An 18,583-nucleotide genomic window follows, 5' to 3' on the forward strand; every position below is an offset into this window, starting at 1 on the left:
TTAATTATGAAATGGGTATTTTTGTGTTTATGAAAACGAATAGAGTTTTTTTATTGTTAAATGGCGAAAAACCTAACCAGTTACCAAATTTATCTAATTATGATATGATTTGTGCTACAGATGGCGCTTATCAATATTTAAAAAATAATGAAATAATTCCCGATTTTATTAGTGGCGATTTTGATTCAATTAAAGATATTCCTGATACCATCGAAATAATTTCGACTCCAAATCAAGATTTTACAGACTTTGATAAAATATTACAAATACTTTTCGAAAAAGGTTTTTATACAATTGATGTTTTTGGCGCAAGTGGAAAAGAACAAGATCATTTTTTAGGAAATTTACACACAGCACTTCAATGGAAAGAAAAATTAAAACTTACTTTTTTTGACAATCATGGGAAGTATTTTTTAGCTCAAAAAACCACAACTATTTTTGATGTTTTAGACAAAACTATATCATTAATCCCTTTTCCTAAAACTACTAATATTGTTACTAAAGGTTTAAAATATTCACTCAATAATGAAAACTTAGATTTTAGTAAAAGAATAGGAACCAGAAATAAAGCAATTGAAAATAACGTAAGCATCACTTTTAAAAGTGGAAATTTGTTAATTTTTATAAATCATTAAAAATATGGAAAGAAAAATAAAATTATTGTGGGACTTTAGAGGAGAAGATGCCAAAGAAACTGCTAAACATCATACCATTCATTTAAAAGAATTTGCAGAAGCAGAAAAACTTCCGTTCTCAGAAATTAACATTGTCGAAAAAAATCCAATGCTATCTTCAGCATTTATTATTGTTAATGAAAATAACATGAAAACTTATAGAGATGCTTTAAAACCTCATCGTGGAGAAATTGTAACAACATAATAGTACGTTTTTAAAGTCTTTAATAATTAACAATGTTATTCAACATATAAAAATGAATAACTTAATTTATAAAATAAATTGTAACAAAACCTTTAAATTAGTCGTCTAAATAGAGAATCCTATTAAGAAACTAACCATGAAAACCTACTTTTACCCATTATTTCTTTTTATACTGTGCATTGGTTGTACTTCTCAAGAAAACTCAGCATCTTTTATTGAAAATACAGAAGGTCGTTATTTATTTAACGATAACGAAGTGATTGAAATTTATTTTAAAGATCAAATATTACATGCAAAATGGCGTGGTAATGATGATATTGAATTGTTGAAAGTAAATGACAGTTCGTTTTATATGAAAGAATTAAATGAAAAAATGATATTTGTTAGTTCACCAGAAATGCATATTGAATTAGCTCCAAAAACCGAACACAAAGGAGTTATTTATCATTTTAAAAAACTAAATAAAAACGAAAAAACTCCAAATGAATATTTTGAAGCTGGAGAATATGACAAGGCTTTAGAGGCCTTTTTAAAAATTAAACAACAAGATTCATTAAGTCCAGTTATTAGAGAACGAAGAATTAATAGTATTGGTTATAATTTTTTAAGAGATAAAAAATATGATGAGGCATTACAAATTTTTAAAATAAATACTGCTTTGCATCCTAAAAGTTCAAATGTTTACGATAGTACTGCAGATGCTTATTTAATAGTAGGAGATACTACAAGTGCTAAAGAATATTACAAAAAAGCGCTAGCCATAAATCCAGAAAATAGAAATGCTAAAAGAGCTTATAACAAGTTGGTAGAAAAAAAATAATGACTTTAGAGCAACTAAAATATCCTATTGGAAAAACCATTATTCCAAAAGAAATTTCTAAAAGAGATATTGAAGAATGGATTTCTGTCTTAGAAAAATTTCCTCAAGAACTTGAATTTTTAACCAAAAATCTTTCAGAAAATCAGCTAGATACCCCTTATAGAGAAAACGGCTGGACAATAAGGCAAGTTATACATCATTGTTATGATAGTCATCATAATTCGTACACTCGTTTTAAATGGGCTTTAACTGAAGATGAACCCGTTATAAAAGCCTATTTTGAAGAACGTTGGGCAGAATTATCTGATTCTAAAGCTGCACCAATCTTTTTTTCTATTGATGCTTTAAAAGCATTACACACAAAGTGGGTTTATTTGCTAAAAAACGTATCTGATAAAGATTTGGCTAAAAAATTCATACATCCTTCAAACAATAAAAAAACGAGCTTAAAAGAAAATATTTGTATTTATGCTTGGCATTGCAATCATCATTTTGCACATATTGAGCGATTATTAATTCGAAAAGGCTGGAAAGTTTAATTATTATTTAATTTTATATTGCCCAAATTACTCATATATTTAAAATTTAATTTTTACAATATGAAAACGGCACAACAATGGTTTGATGAATATGCTGTAAGCCATCAAAACGAAACCAATAAACTTGTTCATTACATTTGTGTTCCCTTAATTTTTTTTAGTGTAATTGGTCTGTTAATGACTATTCCATCCACATTATTAAAAAGCACTTTTGGTTTATACAATCCGCTCTTAGAAAATTGGGCAGCAGTTGTTGGAGTTTTTATTTCTATTTTTTACCTGCGTTTGGGTTTTTGGTATTTTATAGAAATGCTTTTTGTAATACTACTTTGTATTGTTGGTAATTTTTGGTTAGGCAACAATACCAATTTACTTTATGCCTCAATTATTATATTTATTTTAGCTTGGATTGGTCAATTTTGGGGACATTCCATTGAAGGGAAAAAACCATCTTTTGCAAAAGATTTACAATTCTTATTAATTGGACCACTTTGGGTAATTCAAAAATTAGGAAAGAAAAAATAAACTATGAAACCAGCAATTACTTTTGATGATTTTTTGAAAGTTGATATTAGAATAGGAACTATTATTGAAGTTCATGAGTTTCCTAAAGCAAAAAACCCTGCATATCAATTAATTATAGATTTTGGTTCTTTAGGAATTAAAAAATCTAGTGCACAAATAACAGATTTATATACTAAAGAAACATTATTACACAAACAAGTTTCTGCAATTGTAAATTTTAAACCTAGACAAATTGCTAATTTTATTAGTGAAGTACTGGTTTTAGGTGTTTATAATTCAAACGGAAATGTTGTTTTACTTCAAGCCTCAAAAAAAATAAAAAATGGAGAACAAATTAGTTAGTAGTTTGAAGAACATTTAATCGACATTTCGCAAGAAGTTTTGGGTAAAGAAAAGTTATTGTAGTTGAAAGCAACTGGATTTATTAGAGGTCAATTCAAATTAGAAATTATCACAACCGTAATAGCTGCCTTATTGCCAATGTTCTTAAATAATTTACAAAAAATAACCAAAAGTAAAATTAATTATTAAAGAATTTACGAACTAGAAAATTATTAGAAAGTTAACTAACTGACACTAGATAACGCAATTACAGTAACTCCTTTAGAAAATGAAGCAATAAAAGAAAGATCTTTATATTACGAAACTTTTGTTGGGTTAATTCCGTAAAATCATATTCCTTTGAATCAGAAATAAAAACTATTTTTTTCATAAAAAAAACCAAAAGTGCTTTTGCACTTTTGGTTTTTTACTTTTAATAAATTCTTCTTTTTAATTCTTTATAATTCTTTTAAAAACAGATTTAGAATTTTCTGAAATAATTTTCACAAAATAGATACCATTTGGAAACTTCTCTATATTTATTTTCTCGAATAAACTATTTATATTTTTCGTCAAAATTTCTTTTCCATTTACATCATAAAAAATCACTTTTTTAAGTTTAACAAAATTAGATTTAATCGTAATATTTGCTGATGCTGGATTCGGATATAAGGAAATTGTTTTTTCTAAAGCTTTATCCTCTTCAATACTTAAAGCACTGCCTTTTACTTTAACTGTGGCATTTTTAGAGCTAACATTGTTATTAGTATCTGTAACTGTTAAGGTTACAATATTATCTCCAACATCTGTTGCTGTAAAGTCTGTTTTAGATAAAACTATCGATTTTATTCCACAATTATCTGTAGAACCATTGTCGATATCTCCTGTTGTTACAAACGCTTTTCCATCTTTATCTAACTCAATTTCAAAATCTTTAGTAAGTACAATTGGTTTTGTAACATCATTAATAACCACTTTTTGAGTTGTTGTGGCGATATTTCCATTTCCATCGTCGAATTTCCAAGTAATAATATGCTCTCCTTGTGTATTATACGTCAATGCATCTATAGTTGTTCCTGTGATAACTCCTTTACAAGCATCGTTTGCTGTTGGAATTTCTGTAATGGTTACTGTACATTCTGAATTCGTATCTGCAATTGTTGGAACAACTGGCATGGTTTCATCATTAATAATCACTTTTTGAGTTGTGGTGGCAATATTTCCATTTCCATCATCGAACTTCCATGTAATTACATGCTCTCCTTGTGTATTAAAAGTCAAAGCATCTGTAGTTGTTCCATTAATGACTCCTTTACATGCATCGTTTGCTGTTGGAATTTCTGTGATGGTAACTGCACATTCTGAATTGGTATCTGCAATTGTTGGAACAACTGGCATGGTTTCATCATTAATTACTACTTTTTGAGTTGTGGTGGCAATATTTCCATTTCCATCGTCGAATTTCCAAGTGATTATATGTTCTCCTTGTGAATTATAGGTCAGTGCATCTGATGTTGTTCCTGTAATGATTCCTTTACAAGCATCGTTTGCTGTAGGAATTTCTGTAATAGTAACTGCACATTCTGAATTGGTATCTGCAATTGTTGGGACAACTGGCATGGTTTCATCATTAATAACTACTTTTTGAGTTGTAGTGGCAATGTTTCCATTTCCATCGTCGAACTTCCAAGTAATTGTATGTTCTCCTTGTGTATTATAAGTCAATGCATCTGTGGTTGTTCCTGTAATGATTCCTTTACAAGCGTCATTTGCTGTTGGAATTTCTGTAATGGTAACTGCACATTCTGAATTGGTATCTGCAATTGTTGGGACAACTGGCATGGTTTCATCATTAATAACTACTTTTTGAGTTGTGGTGGCGATATTTCCATTTCCATCATCGAATTTCCAAGTAATTACATGTTCTCCTTGTGTATTAAAAGTCAAAGCATCTGTAGTTGTTCCTGTGATGATTCCTTTACAAGCATCGTTTGCTGTAGGAATTTCTGTAATGGTTACTGCACATTCTGAATTGGTATCTGCAATTGTTGGTGCAACTGGAGCTACCTCATCTACATTAAAAACTGTTATTGTATAAGATTTTTCATCCTCTCCTCCATTTGAATCAATTACTTTAACAGTTACTTTGTTTTTTCCAAATTGTGTGTTATTTGGTGTCCAAGAGATATTTCCGTTAGAAGAAATTGTCATGCCAACTGGAGCCTCCTCTAAACTATATGTTAACACATCAGAATCTGGGTCTGTAGCGTTTATAACTGCACTATATGTAGAACAAGCATCATTTTTAACAGGTAAACTTGTGGTTGTAATTTCTGGAATATTATTTTTATTTGTACTAACATAATTAATGGTTTCTATATTAGAAAAGTTAGATTCTTCGCCAGTTGCATTTAATGCTGTAACAGAAAAGTTATAAGTTCTACCAGGTTTGATGTTTGGAAAATCGAAAGAAGTTGTAATTCCTACTCCTTGACTTGGACTTATTTTAGAAATTGGCTCTTCATCGATATAAACGTAATAATCCTCTGCTTCATTTATTTTTGTCCAAGATAATTTTACAACGTCGTTTTGTAGTTCTGCAACCAATGTTGGAATGGCAACCTTCGTTTCGTTTTGTACTGTGAAAGTTTGAGTAGCATATTTTACTACTGGCTGATTTACACCATCATTTATACTTCCGTACACATAATAAGTACCATTTTCTAACTTACTTGTATCAAACGTTAATTCGTCTGTTGCATCGTCTTCAGAAATATCGGTTTGTATGGCATTACCATCGAAACCATTATTATCTGTGTCGTAGAAAAAAGAAACTTTCGCATCTGAATCTACATCAGAATCTGTCCAATTTATTTTTAACTCTTTTGTAGTTTGGTTATGGTTTATACTCGTAATATCTATATTTCCTGTAAACTCTGCTCCAAAAACGTCTACCTGATAAGTATCTGAACCAGTAATGTTTATTTTATAAGTTCCTACTGGAGTATTTTTTAACACATAATAGCTTGCTTTTTCTACACTTATTTCAGCATTTTCTTGTAAATACCCTAAACTTTTAGCATTTACTGGTGTTAAAGCTGTTCCATTTGGCAAAGTTATTGTGTAGCTTGGTGTTTCTGTAGTCCCTTCTACTTTTACAATTATGTTTTCGTAAGATTGGTTTAATGTAAACTCTGTACTAGTTTTAGATTTCCCTTTACGTTGCTTTCCATTTGGTCTTAAAATTAAACTTTGTCCATCTAAATGATCTCTTATTTGGTTTTCTGGTAAATTTTCGAATTCTAAAGGTGCTACATAAATACCTTTTGCCAATTTTAATTTAGCGGCTTCTTTAAAACTAAAATTAAAAACCCCTAAATTTGCACCAAACTTTATTTTATTTTGCTTTGCTTCTACCATTAATTTTAGAATATCTAAAACAGTTAAAGATGCTTTCATAGAAGTATTGTTAAAAAACACATCTACATCTGCAACTTTTCTAGGCAGTCCTTTATTTACTAATCCACAAACAGAACAATCTTTAATTTTAGGAATAGTTACAGCTAATTTTGCGGAAGATTCAAAATATAAATAATTTTCATTTTCTGATTTTTTTCGGCTTTCCACTAACATTTTAACATCGCCTTGAAATACATCAAAAACATCTGCAAAAACACTAATACCAACACCTTTATTACTTATTTTAACACTTCCTTTTCCTATATCGTCTCCAAATAATTGAATGGTTCCAGATGCAGAAAACGAAGTCCCAAAAGTATATTCTAACGTCATGTTATCTAAACGTACAGTTTCTACTGGTGTTATAGGTCTAATATCTACTCCTAAACCTATAGAAATTGGTGGTTCTTGGATGTTTTTTATAAAACCATTTCCACCAGAAAGTTCCCAACCTGTACTTGCAATTGGAATTCCAGGATCTACTTCTATTTCTAGCTCCACACTATTTAAACCTCCATTTTTAATGGCGATTGCAGCAGCCACTGTTACTCCTTTTTTCATTAATTTGAACCCTATTTCTCCTCCACCAGCAAAAGAATTGGTAAACGTATCGAATTCGATAAATGCATTGTTAAGTGTAAAGGTTCCTAAAACCTTCATTTCTGGGTTTATTTCAGCGCTTCCTATTACATTTACACCTTTCGAAGCAGATATTTCTAAAGTTTCAATGGTAATGTGTGCATCTGGTCCAAAAATTTCTTCGGGTAAAGTTAATTTTCCACCTATTTGAGTTCCATCTTCTATAATTGTAAATTTTGTAATTTCAAAAGGAATTTCCATTAGTTCTAATCCCTTATTTAAAGGCTTAGCACCTGGACTTAAATTGAAAGTTGGGTTAGATGGTCCTGCAGTTAATTTAATATCATCTCCTTGAGAAATAACCACCTTATCTCCACCAAAATCGCCGACTTTAGGTACATCTTTCATGTACATTTCTCCACTAGTTTCTATTTCTCTAGTTACCACGTTTACATTTACATCGTCTGAAAACAATAATTTCCCTGCTCTAACATTTCCTTGTAGTAAACGCCAATCGCCACTTTCTGTAATTTTATCGGCCTCGAAAACCATGCCTCCTGCAACTACTTCTACAGGTTCTACAGCCAAACCAGAAACAGGAATTTCTACAATTTTTTGTTTGGTTTTACCATCTTCAAAAAATATGATATTCGTTCTTAATTTTATAACTCCTAATTTATTACCAACATTTCCTGTTGGCCTAAATTGAACTGTAATTTTTTTAGTTTCAAAAGGCTCTATATCTATAATATGTATGCCTGTATTTGTTCTATCATCTACATGAAAATCACTCCCATCATGTCTAACTTCAAATAATTCTAACTTACTAGTTCCTGTGTTTTTTATTTCAATTTCTTTTACGCTTTCTCTACCTAAACTTGTGTCGTCCATTATTGTAGAAGAAACGACCTCGACCTTTGGTCCTTTAGAATCTGAAACAGCCACAAATTGATTTACATGGCTATTTACATTCTGTCCTAAAACAAAACCAGATTGATAAAAACCAGAAATAGTTTTATTTGTTTTTAAACCAATACCTCTACTATCTTCTCCTAAAGCAACACCAAAACTTGTTATAATTAAATCTCTTTGTTCTCCTGGCTTTACAATAAAAGGAAATTGATCACCAGAAATGTTCATTCCGTTTTTGTTGAGTCCGAAATCATAAATATAGTAGCCATTGATAATTAAATCTGCAGTTCCTGTATTAGTTACTGTTAATGGTGTATTTGTACTTTCTCCAATAATTACTGGTTGTAAACTCAGTATTTTCGAAGCAATGCTAAAGTTTGGTAAACTAATTACTTCTGCAGATAAATCTTTAACAACTACATTATTGTTAGTATCGTCTGTTGTAAACGTTAATGCCATGTTTTTAGAGCCTACTTCTACAATATCAGTAGGAATATTAAAAGTAATTTCTATTTTTTTTGAAACTCCTTTTTCTAAAATTAACGGCAGTGTTACATCGCTTAAAGTAAATAAATCTTTATCTGGCCCAGATTTTTCAATGGAAGAAATGGTTAAATCGCTAGTTCCACTATTCGTAATTGTAATTGTTTTTTTAGGATTTTCTGTTGTAATTGCTTGCTCTCCAAAACTATCTATATTACTAAAAGACGCTATTGGCGCAACACTACTACCTAATAAAGGAATAGAAATATTGTCTAAAACTTCTGTTTCAAGTACTAAATTTGCAACTCTGTTCCCTGTTTCTTGCGGTGCAAAAGTTATTTTGATTGTTTTATTTTCATTTTTCTTTATTATCAAAGGAAAAGTGAAAGTTTCAACTTGATAATCTGCATTATTAGTTCCTGAAAAAGCTATAGAATTGATAGTTAAATCTGCATCTCCATCATTACCAATTGTTAGTAATTTTACTCTAGTTTCTTTTTTTGCTATCGTCTTATCAAAAGAAAACATGGGTTGGGAAAGTTTTATTTTTGGGGAAATTGCTTTACCTAAAACAGTAATACTTTGGGGCGATTTTTCATCATTACTTATCATTTCTAAAGTGGCAGATTTATCTCCAGAAACTGTTGGACTAAAACGTATTTTAAAAGTAGTTTCTTCCCCTTTATTTATAGTGGTAGGAAAAGTAATATCTGAAACTGCAAAACTTGAAACATCTGTTCCTGTAATATTTATTGCAGAAATAGTAACTGCATCTGTACCTGTTGTGTTTGACAAGGTAACTTCTACTTCTTTTGTTTTTGTGATTACTGTATCATCAAAAGTAACGTTTGTTTCACTAACGATTAAATCGGAATTTATAATTGTACCTGTTAAATTTACTGTTTGCGGACTGTTTTCTGCATTAGAAGTAATTATCAAACTTGCCGATTTTGTACCTAAAGTTGTATCTGTAAAATCTACTTTTATATTTGTAGTAGACCCAGGAATAACTGTTGCAGTAGTAGTACTTTTCAACTGAAAAGAAGAAGCATTGACACCAGTAATTTCTATATTAGAAATGGTTACATCTGCTCCATTTATTGCATTTAAAGAAAATGTTTTAGACACTGTTGTACCCTTTCGAATTTCTCCATAACCATAATCTTCTTCCAAAGTAGATAATGTTCGTTTTATACCATTTCCAGTAACATCTACAAAAGCTAATCGCCAAAATAATGGTCTAAAATCTTCGCTTTGTACAGCTATTTTATTTGTTTTAACTCCTAATTCTGTAGGCGTAAAAGTGATTTGTAGCTGTTTAGATTCTCCAGGTTTTATTTCTAAAGGAAAAGTAGTGGTTGCAGAAACTTCATAAATAGCATCTGGATCTGCAGTAATTTTACTTGGCTTTGGTAAAATTAAGGTTCCTAAACCAGGGTTTGAAACTGTTACCGTTTTTACGGACGATTCTCCTACTAAAACATCTCCAAAATCTAAAGTATTTGTACTAACAGCTAAATCTGGTAAGTGAATATTTGCATTAAAACCAACTGGTCTTGTAGATGTAGCACCTGTTTCACTATTATCATCACTAGTAATACTTATTTGAGCACTTCTTCTATCATATTGATCTGAAAAAGAATATATTGGCGAGAAATCAACCGTTATTTCTTTACTACCTCCTTGTGGAATTTCAAATGGAAATGTAAGTCCGCTTTCCAATGAAAACTGTGTGAAATCTGATATGCTTTCAAAAGCTATAGCACTTACTGTTAATTTTGTATTTCCAGTATTATTTAAAGTTAATGTTTTTGTAGTTGTGGTATTAATGTCTTTTGTGCCAAAATCTAAATTCGGTATTGGTGCCAAAACAGGAATTAACGGAACTTCACTTGTACCAATTAAGGGGATTTCTGTCGGACTGTTTGGACCATCGTGATTTATTTGCATTGTAGCAGATTTATTACCAGAAGTAACAGGCGAAAAACCAACTTGTAATTCTATTGGAAATCCTTGTTCGTAACCAAAAGGACTTAAATTATTAGAATGAAAAAAATCACTTGCATCTGCTCCTGCAAAAGTAATACTGCTTATGTTTAACATTTTACTTGGGTTCGAGCTATCTAAATAAATCAATTCTATAAATTCGTCTTTAGAGTTTCCGGTATCTAAATCTCCAAAATTTATGCTTGTTACATTTGCTGTAACCCCATTATTAAACGCATTTCCAGAAAGTACTATTTCTAGTGGACTTCCATTTCCTGTGTGGCTAATTTGTAAAGTAGCCGATTTTGCACCAGCCGTAGTTGGATTAAAATTGATATTAAAATTGTCTTTTTCGTTATTATTATAACCACTAGCATTAGGTGTAAAATTATGACTGAATTCAGAAGAGTTTGTTCCAATTAAAGCCACATTTGTGACAGAAACAACTGTATTTGAAATAAAAGTTAGTTCAATAGGGTTTGAATTATTACTACCAACTGCTTTGTTGCCAAAATTTAATGTAGGAATATTTGCAAAAACCCCTGCTTCTGTAGATTTACCAGAAATGTATATATCTAATCTTTTTCCAGAATAATCTATTTGAATAATGGCATTCTTATTTCCTAATGATGTAGGATTAAACGAAACTTGAAAACTTGTACTAGCTCCATCTGTATAACCAGTAGGATTTGCTACAAAATTATGTGAAAACTCAGATGCGTCTGCTCCAGCAATATTAAAATTATCGATAGTAATATTATTACCTGTTGTACTTATATTTAATTGAAAAGTATTTTCTTTTGTTTTCGTATTTTCTACAAAACCAAAATTTGAGACACTGTAATCTTGTAAAGAAATAGTTTGTGAAAAAAGTGTTTCCGTAAAAAAAACGATACAAAATACAACCATTATATGTAAGTATCTGTTTGACGAGTTTGTGTAAAGTTGTTTCATAGTTTGTAATTAAAATATTGGCTGATAGCTATTTATTATACAAATAAAGGTAAAAGTAGAATCACAAATCGTTCAATCGACATCACAAATCAGTCAATTTTTAAAAAGTGGATATTTTAAAATCACAAATCGTTCAATCGAACTCACAAATCGTTCAATTTTAGGAAAACAATTAAATACATTAAAAAAAAGTATACTTTTATTCCATATTAATTACTAAAAAGATTTAATATGTTTAAATGGTATAACAAAATACTTGAAATTGGTATCGATAAAAATCTTGATAGAACAGAGGTAAAAAGAGTACGCCTTTTAAATTTATTTTGGAGCCAATGGATAATTATACAATTGGTTTTAATTACAGAAGATGCCATTAGAAATCCAGAACCATTTTTACCTATATTAATTCATACGATTACTTTAACGGGCGTTATTTCTATTTACTTTTTTCAGAAAAATAAAAAATTTAATACTGCAAGAATACTCTTTTTTCTTTTGATGCTTTACAGCAATGTTGCTTTTGCAAATTTTATTGAACCTGGTAAAAATATCGAATATTTTTATATCATAATTCCTCCTTTTTTATTGCTTTTTACAAATAATAGTAAATTAATATATGCCACATTTATTGTTTGTTATTTACTTTTTACTGTACCAAAAAATATTTTAGATATCTATCCAGAAAACACACAAAACTCTAGTGTTTTAGGCTTAATTCTTTTTGTTATTATATTTTTATTAGTCAATTATTTTAAAAGCACCAATGTAAAAAGTGAAATTGCTTTAGAAGAACAAAGAAACCAACTAGAAAATTTAAACAGACAACAATCGCAGTTTTTTATAAATGTTTCACACGAAATAAGAACACCTTTAACACTTTTAAAAGGGCAATTAGATAAATTAAAAATTCATAAAAATGATGATCAAATAGAACATATTCAAGAACAAGCAAACTATCAGATTCATAAAATTAAAAAAATTATAGACGATGTGATAGATCTTGCAAAAATGGAAACTTCTAATTTTTCTTTAAATTTAAAAGAAAACAATATTGTAAATCTTGTTCAAAAAATAAAAATATCTTTCGAGCCTTTATTTGAAAGAAAAAAAATTGACTTTACGTTTCATAGTAATTCCAATGAAATACATTGCTCTTTAGACACTTCTTTTTTTGAGAGAGCTATTAACAATATTATATTAAATGCGTTAAAATACACCCCAGAAAATGGCAAAGTTTCAATAACAATAGAAACCCAAGACAATCACGTAATTTTAAAAATTAGCGATACTGGAATTGGAATAAATAGCAAAGATTTACAAAAAATATTCAAACGCTTTTATCAAGTAGAAAACGATATAAATAAATCTGGTGGAAGTGGTGTTGGCTTATCTTTTAGCAAAGAAATTATAAAAAAACATGCAGGAACTTTAAAAGTAAAAAGTAAATTAAATGAGGGAAGTGAATTTATTATTAAAATACCAACTAAAAACTTGCAACAAGAAACTATTTCGTTAAAGAATAAAATTGAAATTGAAAGTAATAATGCTATTGACAACTCTCAAATTAATCAAAGTGAAAAAATTAACAAAAATATATTGATTGTTGATGATTCTTATGAAATGAGAGATTACCTAAAAGAAATTCTAAGTAATTACAATTGTTTTGAAGCAGAAAATGGTTTAGAAGCTCTTAAAACGGTAAACGAACAAAAAATTGACTGTATTATTACAGATTACATGATGCCAAAAATGAATGGCTTAGAACTGATTAAAAATTTAAACAAAATCGGTTATAAAAACCCAATTCTAATGTTAACTGCAAGAACAGATTATTCCAGCAAATTAGAAGTTTTACGATTAGGTATCGACGATTATTTACACAAACCTTTTGAAGCTGAAGAACTTTTAGTAAGACTTCAAAACAGACTTTCGAACGCAAATAAAAGAGATGTATATATAGAAAAAGAAAAAATAGCGGATGCACATACAACAGATACAGACCAAAATTGGCTCTTAGAAATAAAAGAGTACATTCATACAAACTGTGGAAAACAAAAACTAAATCAAGAAGACCTTTCTGTTTATTTTAATATGTCTAAAAGTTCCTTTTATAGAAAAATTAAAGCATTAACAGGTTTAACTCCAAATGAATTTATCACAGAAATAAAATTGCAAAAGGCAAAAATATTAATAGAAAAAAGAGAAGTACATTCTTTAAAACAATTAACTTTAGAAGTTGGTTTTAGCCATAGTTCTTACTTTTCTACGAAATACTTTAAACGATTTGGTGTATTTCCCAACAAAGAAATTGAAAATAACTTTCAATAATCTAAAAAATATACACTCTTTTTATTCTGATTTAATTACGTTCGTTCTTTATTGATTTTAAAAGATATTTACGAACATTGAATTGAAATTGCAAAAAATCATGGAGCCAACAAATAATTTATAATTGCTAAAAAATTTTAAATTAAAAAAACTACCTATTGCCATTTCGACTTTGTAGAGAAATCTCAACTCTAAAATCTTTAAATTTTTAAATTTTTAGTTCTTCGGATTATTCAATATAATTAACGCTCCTATTACTCCAGGAATCCAGCCACAAAGTGTTAATAAAAAAATAATCACAAAAGAACCACAACCTTTATCTATAACAGAAAGTGGAGGAAAAAATATAGCAAAAAAGACTCTAAAAATACTCATAATATAACTCTTGGTTGGTATATTATAAAACGATTAATGACTGCTTTTGTTACAATAAAATCTTTTGATTACTTACTTTCTGTTGTTTTTACTCCTTCTGGGTTGTTTATTTTTTGATACCAGCCACGTCCGTCAATTGGCAATACATTTGTTCTTTCTGCCCAAGCGTACCATTTTTTACTTAATTGCTCTATTTTTTCTGGGTATTTAGTTGCTAAATTATTTGTTTCAGCCCTATCTTCTTTTAAATTATACAATTCCCAATCTTTAAAATACGGGTATTGTTGCATGTTTAAAGAAACCAGTTTCCAATCTCCATCTCTCATTCCTCTTGCTCCAGTATGCTCAAAATAAATAGCTCTGTTATGCGTTTTATCTCCATTAAAAGTTGCGACCAAACTTTCTCCTTCCAAAGGTGTAATTTTGTTTTCTTTGTATGTTTTTGGGTATTCTACTTCCGCCAATTCTAAAATGGTTGGCATAAAATCAATTACATGCCCCATTTGACTTTTTAAAGTTCCTTTTTCTTTGATTCCTTTTGGCCAATGTGCAATTAATGGTGTAGAAACTCCACCTTCATGTTCCCATTTTTTGTAATTTCTAAATGGTGTATTACTCACGTTTGCCCATGCTTTTCTGTAACTTTCAAAAGATTTTTCAGTTCCTAAATCTTCCAATTCTTTACTTTCTCCTCTAGAAACTGGTTGCAAACAACCACCATTATCAGAGAGAAAAAGAATTAAGGTATTCTCAAATTGATTGTGTTTTTTTAAGGTTGAAATAATACGTCCAATTCCTTGATCCATACAATCGATTTGCGCTGCATAAATAGCCATTCGCTTGTCCATATCAATCTTTTCTGCTTGTGAAAGAGAATCCCAATCTGCAATATCCTTATCTTTTTCAGAAAGTTTTACGTTTTCATCAATAACGCCCAATTCTTTCATTTTATCGTAACGTTTTTTTCGTAAAACGTCCCAACCTTCCATATATTTTCCTTCGTATTTTTTTATGTCTTCAGGTTTTGCTTGAATTGGCCAATGAGGAGCAATATGAGCAACATACATAAAAAACGGATTATTTTTTTCCTCTATGTGCTTTTCAATAAAATTAGATGAAGCATCATTTACAGCATCAGTAAAATAAAAATCTTCATCTGGCTGAATATGTGTATTACCAGCATATAAATTATCTGGATTAAAATAATCTGAAGCACCTTTTAAAATTCCAAAAAAACCATCAAAACCTCTTTGTAAAGGCCAATTATGGTTTGGACTATCTTGATCACTTTCATCATCTTTATTTACATGCCATTTTCCAGAAACATAGGTAGAATAGCCAGAATTTTTTAAAGCTTCTGCAACTGTAACACAGTTATTATTTAATTCCGCTGTATAACCTGGGTTTCCTAAATCTACTTTTGTCATCCACCCCAAACCTGTTTGATGTGGATATAAACCTGTTAATAAAGAAGCTCTTGTCGGGCAACACCTAGATGTGTTGTAGAATTGTGTATAACGAATTCCGTTATTTGCTAAAGCGTCTAAATTTGGTGTTTCTATTTCTCCTCCGTAACTTCCAATATCAGAAAAACCCATATCATCTGCAAGAATTACAATAATGTTTGGTTTTGATTTTTCGATTGTTTTTTCTTTTTGCTGACAAGAATTAAAAGTGATAATAATTCCTAAGAATAAAATAAATGAGAGTTGATTGAGTTTCATAAAATGGTTGATTGAGTTGAAAGCACTTCTTCAACCAAAGATAATAAGGAAAACGAATAAAAAAGTTTGCTAATAATTATTTGAAGGTATAGAAATTGTCAAATAAATAAAAAAAATCCCACAAAAGTGGGATTTTAAATTTTAGATTATTTTTTTTTGATTTACATCTTATCTCCAAAGAAAATTGCATTCATTAACAACTTATTGGTTCCGTACCAAAATGCTCTAAAATTTGTATTGTCTGTAAAAACAATTACTTTTCCTCTTCCCATTCTTTGTACTTTAAACGGAACTGTGTTTGGTATTATTTTCGCATTTTCTTTTGAAATATAACCACTTAATAAAGGGTTAGACGTGTATTGTATTGGGTTGTTATAACTTCTTTTATCTGGTTTTATAAACATTGTAGAGTTTCTAAACAATGCTATTTTATCGTTTTTGTAACCAAAGTTTACTGGGTGTGAACGATCTATATTTGCTTCAAAAATTGCTCCTCCAATAACTTGTGCTCCAGACTGTAAACCTCTATTTTCAAAAGAAACATTTTTTACAGTATCCATTTTTGCAGTATCAAAACTTAAATTGATAAACTTTTTACTAGACAACCATCTTGCAGTATTCTTATATCCAATTAAAATTCCACCATTATTTACCCAAGTTCTTAATTTTTCTTCAGCCGATTTTCCTAAATTGTAACTACTTGGAACTATAATTGCAGAATACTTACTGATATCTACTCTCGTAAAATAGCTCATATCAATACGTGTTAAAGCCATATCAAAACGTTGATCTAGCAAATGCCAAATTTCACCAGAATCATTTCCTGCAATACCATCTCCAACCAACATTGCTACTTTTGGTTTATCAATTGCTCTAAAATTATTAGAACCTAAATCAATTCCGTCATTTAAACCAGTTGAAACTCCATTTATAGAAACGTGACTTTCATTAGCTGTTTTTTGTAAAAATTGATACATTTCTAAAGCATTCAATTTTTGATTTTGGACAGGTATAAATATTGTTCCATAATCATAAGAAACGCCTCCATTATTAAAATTTTTCATGGATACTTTTGCTCTTAACCCTTTTTGTAAAATTGCATTTAAAGCTTTAGGAGCATAATATTCGTTCCAAGGCATTAAATACCCATAATCACTTTTCAATGAAACTGTTCCTGTTTTCATTTTTAAATCATCAATTTCATTTCCAGCTTTCGAAATAGAAACATTCTCAGCATAATCAACACCAAAAGCGTGATTAAAAGTCCATGCAGAAACATCGTAAAATAAACTATCTTTAAATGTTTTACGTACATCAAACATCGCTTTCACCAAACGTTGATTCTTCTGATTCATTGGAACTACATAACTGTATCCTTTTTTAAACGTTTTTCCATTTGCTGTAAAATCAGATTTTACGTCATGAATTTTTACTTGATGACGTTTTAAAACTTCTGCCAAATGATAACTTTTTGCAGCATCTTTTTCATCACCAAAAACAATCGCTTTATTGCTTCCTGAATTTCTAGATTCTTTATAAAAGTCTTGTTGATATTGTAAAATTTTAGTTCTCATTTTTCTAGCAGCTTCTAATGTAGAAAATGCTGCTGTGGCTTGGTTTCTAATAGTAAAAGGAAATGTTAAAACTCCATTTACTGTTTCTTGAGCATGACCTCTTGAGCTTCCTTGCTCAAATAAAATACCTATACTTCCATTTATATCTGGAAAAGTAGAACCTTTTCCGTAATAAAAATCGTCATAACTTTCTTCAGAATAATATAAAGAGCCTATTTTATCTAAAGCTTTTGCGTGATAGGTTCCTATTTCTTTGGTTAAATCTTGATTTAATTGTGGTGTTAGCGGGTTTGTTCTACTTGGAATTCCTGGTTGAAAAAAGAAACTAGAATTGCTTCCCATTTCATGATGATCTGTTAAAATATTTGGCAACCATTTATGAAAAGTTTCAATTCTAACTTTACTTTCTGGTAATTGCACTGGCAACCAATCTCTATTCATATCAAATTGATAATGGTTGGTTCTTCCTCTTGGCCAAATTTCAGTATATTCTCTATCGTTAGGATCTGGATTTATATTTTTACTTCTATTTGTATTTGCCCAATAAGCAAAACGTTGTAACCCATCAGGATTAAAGGAAGGGTCAAATAAAATAACTGTATTTTTTAACAAATCAAGGGTTTCTGATTTTAAAGATGCTGCCAAATAATACGCAACTGCCATTGAAGCATTAGAACCACTTGGCTCATTACCATGAATAGAAAAACCTTGGTAAACTACTATTGGATTGTTAGATACATCTATAGAACTATCATTTGTTGCTGCAATGTGGTTTGTTCTAATTTCATTTAAGTTTTTATGATTTTCTGGAGATGTTATTGTTAATAATAAAAGTGGCCTTCCTTCATAAGTTGTACCTCTATTTTCTATGGAAATTCTATCGGAAGCTGCTGCTAAAGCCTTCATGTATTCCACCAGTTTATCATGTGTAATATGCCATTCACCTACTTCATGCCCAATAATTTCTTTTGGTGTTGGAATATCTGTATTATATCTTTCGTTTGGCAAATAATAAGATAAATCTATTTGTTGACTATTTATTGCGAAGGTTGAGAATAAGAATAATAGTAGTAATTTTTTCATTAATATTAAAATTTGGTTACCTAACAAATATATGAATTCAAA

Annotated in this window: 11 protein-coding genes; 7 read left to right on the forward strand and 4 right to left on the reverse strand. The window is 29.7% G+C overall.

Features of this window, described 5'->3' with window-relative positions:
* Positions 1-29 precede the first annotated feature (29 nt).
* The 6 genes from FDT66_RS01170 (at position 30) to FDT66_RS01195 (ending at position 3,105) form a co-directional block, all read left to right on the forward strand.
* A complete protein-coding gene (locus FDT66_RS01170; protein WP_138534318.1) occupies positions 30-635 on the forward strand; it encodes a thiamine diphosphokinase in 606 nt (201 codons plus the stop codon).
* A 4-nt stretch (positions 636-639) separates the two neighbouring features.
* Entirely contained in the window at positions 640-879 is a 240-nt protein-coding gene (locus FDT66_RS01175) for a hypothetical protein (protein WP_138534319.1), read from the forward strand.
* A gap of 136 nt (positions 880-1,015) precedes the next feature.
* Positions 1,016-1,699, forward strand: a complete 684-nt coding sequence (locus tag FDT66_RS01180) for a tetratricopeptide repeat protein (protein WP_138534320.1) — start codon at positions 1,016-1,018, stop codon at positions 1,697-1,699.
* Positions 1,699-2,238 (forward strand): YfiT family bacillithiol transferase, encoded by a 540-nt coding sequence (locus FDT66_RS01185; RefSeq protein ID WP_138534321.1) that lies wholly within the window; start codon positions 1,699-1,701, stop codon positions 2,236-2,238. Before FDT66_RS01180 ends, FDT66_RS01185 begins: the two co-directional genes overlap by 1 nt.
* 60 nt (positions 2,239-2,298) lie before the next feature.
* Entirely contained in the window at positions 2,299-2,763 is a 465-nt protein-coding gene (locus FDT66_RS01190) for an Mpo1 family 2-hydroxy fatty acid dioxygenase (protein WP_138534322.1), read from the forward strand.
* A gap of 3 nt (positions 2,764-2,766) precedes the next feature.
* Entirely contained in the window at positions 2,767-3,105 is a 339-nt protein-coding gene (locus FDT66_RS01195) for a tRNA-binding protein (protein ID WP_138534323.1), read from the forward strand.
* A gap of 429 nt (positions 3,106-3,534) precedes the next feature.
* Here FDT66_RS01195 and FDT66_RS01200 read toward each other — a convergent pair whose 3' ends face one another.
* Positions 3,535-11,457 carry a choice-of-anchor D domain-containing protein gene (locus FDT66_RS01200; RefSeq protein ID WP_138534324.1) on the reverse strand — a complete coding sequence of 2,641 codons (7,923 nt, stop codon included), beginning with the start codon at positions 11,455-11,457 and terminating at the stop codon, positions 3,535-3,537.
* A 231-nt stretch (positions 11,458-11,688) separates the two neighbouring features.
* On the opposite strand from FDT66_RS01200, the gene FDT66_RS01205 reads away from it, so the two are divergent.
* Complete coding sequence (locus FDT66_RS01205; protein ID WP_138534325.1) at positions 11,689-13,785, forward strand: hybrid sensor histidine kinase/response regulator transcription factor; 2,097 nt, start codon at positions 11,689-11,691, stop codon at positions 13,783-13,785.
* A gap of 216 nt (positions 13,786-14,001) precedes the next feature.
* Here FDT66_RS01205 and FDT66_RS01210 read toward each other — a convergent pair whose 3' ends face one another.
* The 3 genes from FDT66_RS01210 to FDT66_RS01220 form a co-directional block, all read right to left on the reverse strand.
* Positions 14,002-14,160 carry a YqaE/Pmp3 family membrane protein gene (locus tag FDT66_RS01210; protein WP_138534326.1) on the reverse strand — a complete coding sequence of 53 codons (159 nt, stop codon included), beginning with the start codon at positions 14,158-14,160 and terminating at the stop codon, positions 14,002-14,004.
* Positions 14,161-14,228: 68 nt separating this feature from the next.
* A complete protein-coding gene (locus FDT66_RS01215) occupies positions 14,229-15,884 on the reverse strand; it encodes an arylsulfatase (protein WP_138534327.1) in 1,656 nt (551 codons plus the stop codon).
* Positions 15,885-16,045: 161 nt separating this feature from the next.
* On the reverse strand, positions 16,046-18,541 hold the full coding sequence (locus tag FDT66_RS01220) for a M14 family metallopeptidase (RefSeq protein ID WP_171032288.1): 2,496 nt from the start codon (positions 18,539-18,541) through the stop codon (positions 16,046-16,048).
* Between the last annotated feature and the right edge of the window lie 42 nt (positions 18,542-18,583).

The sequence above is a fragment of the Polaribacter aestuariivivens genome (assembly GCF_005885675.1).
GTDB classification, from domain to species: Bacteria; Bacteroidota; Bacteroidia; order Flavobacteriales; family Flavobacteriaceae; genus Polaribacter; species Polaribacter aestuariivivens.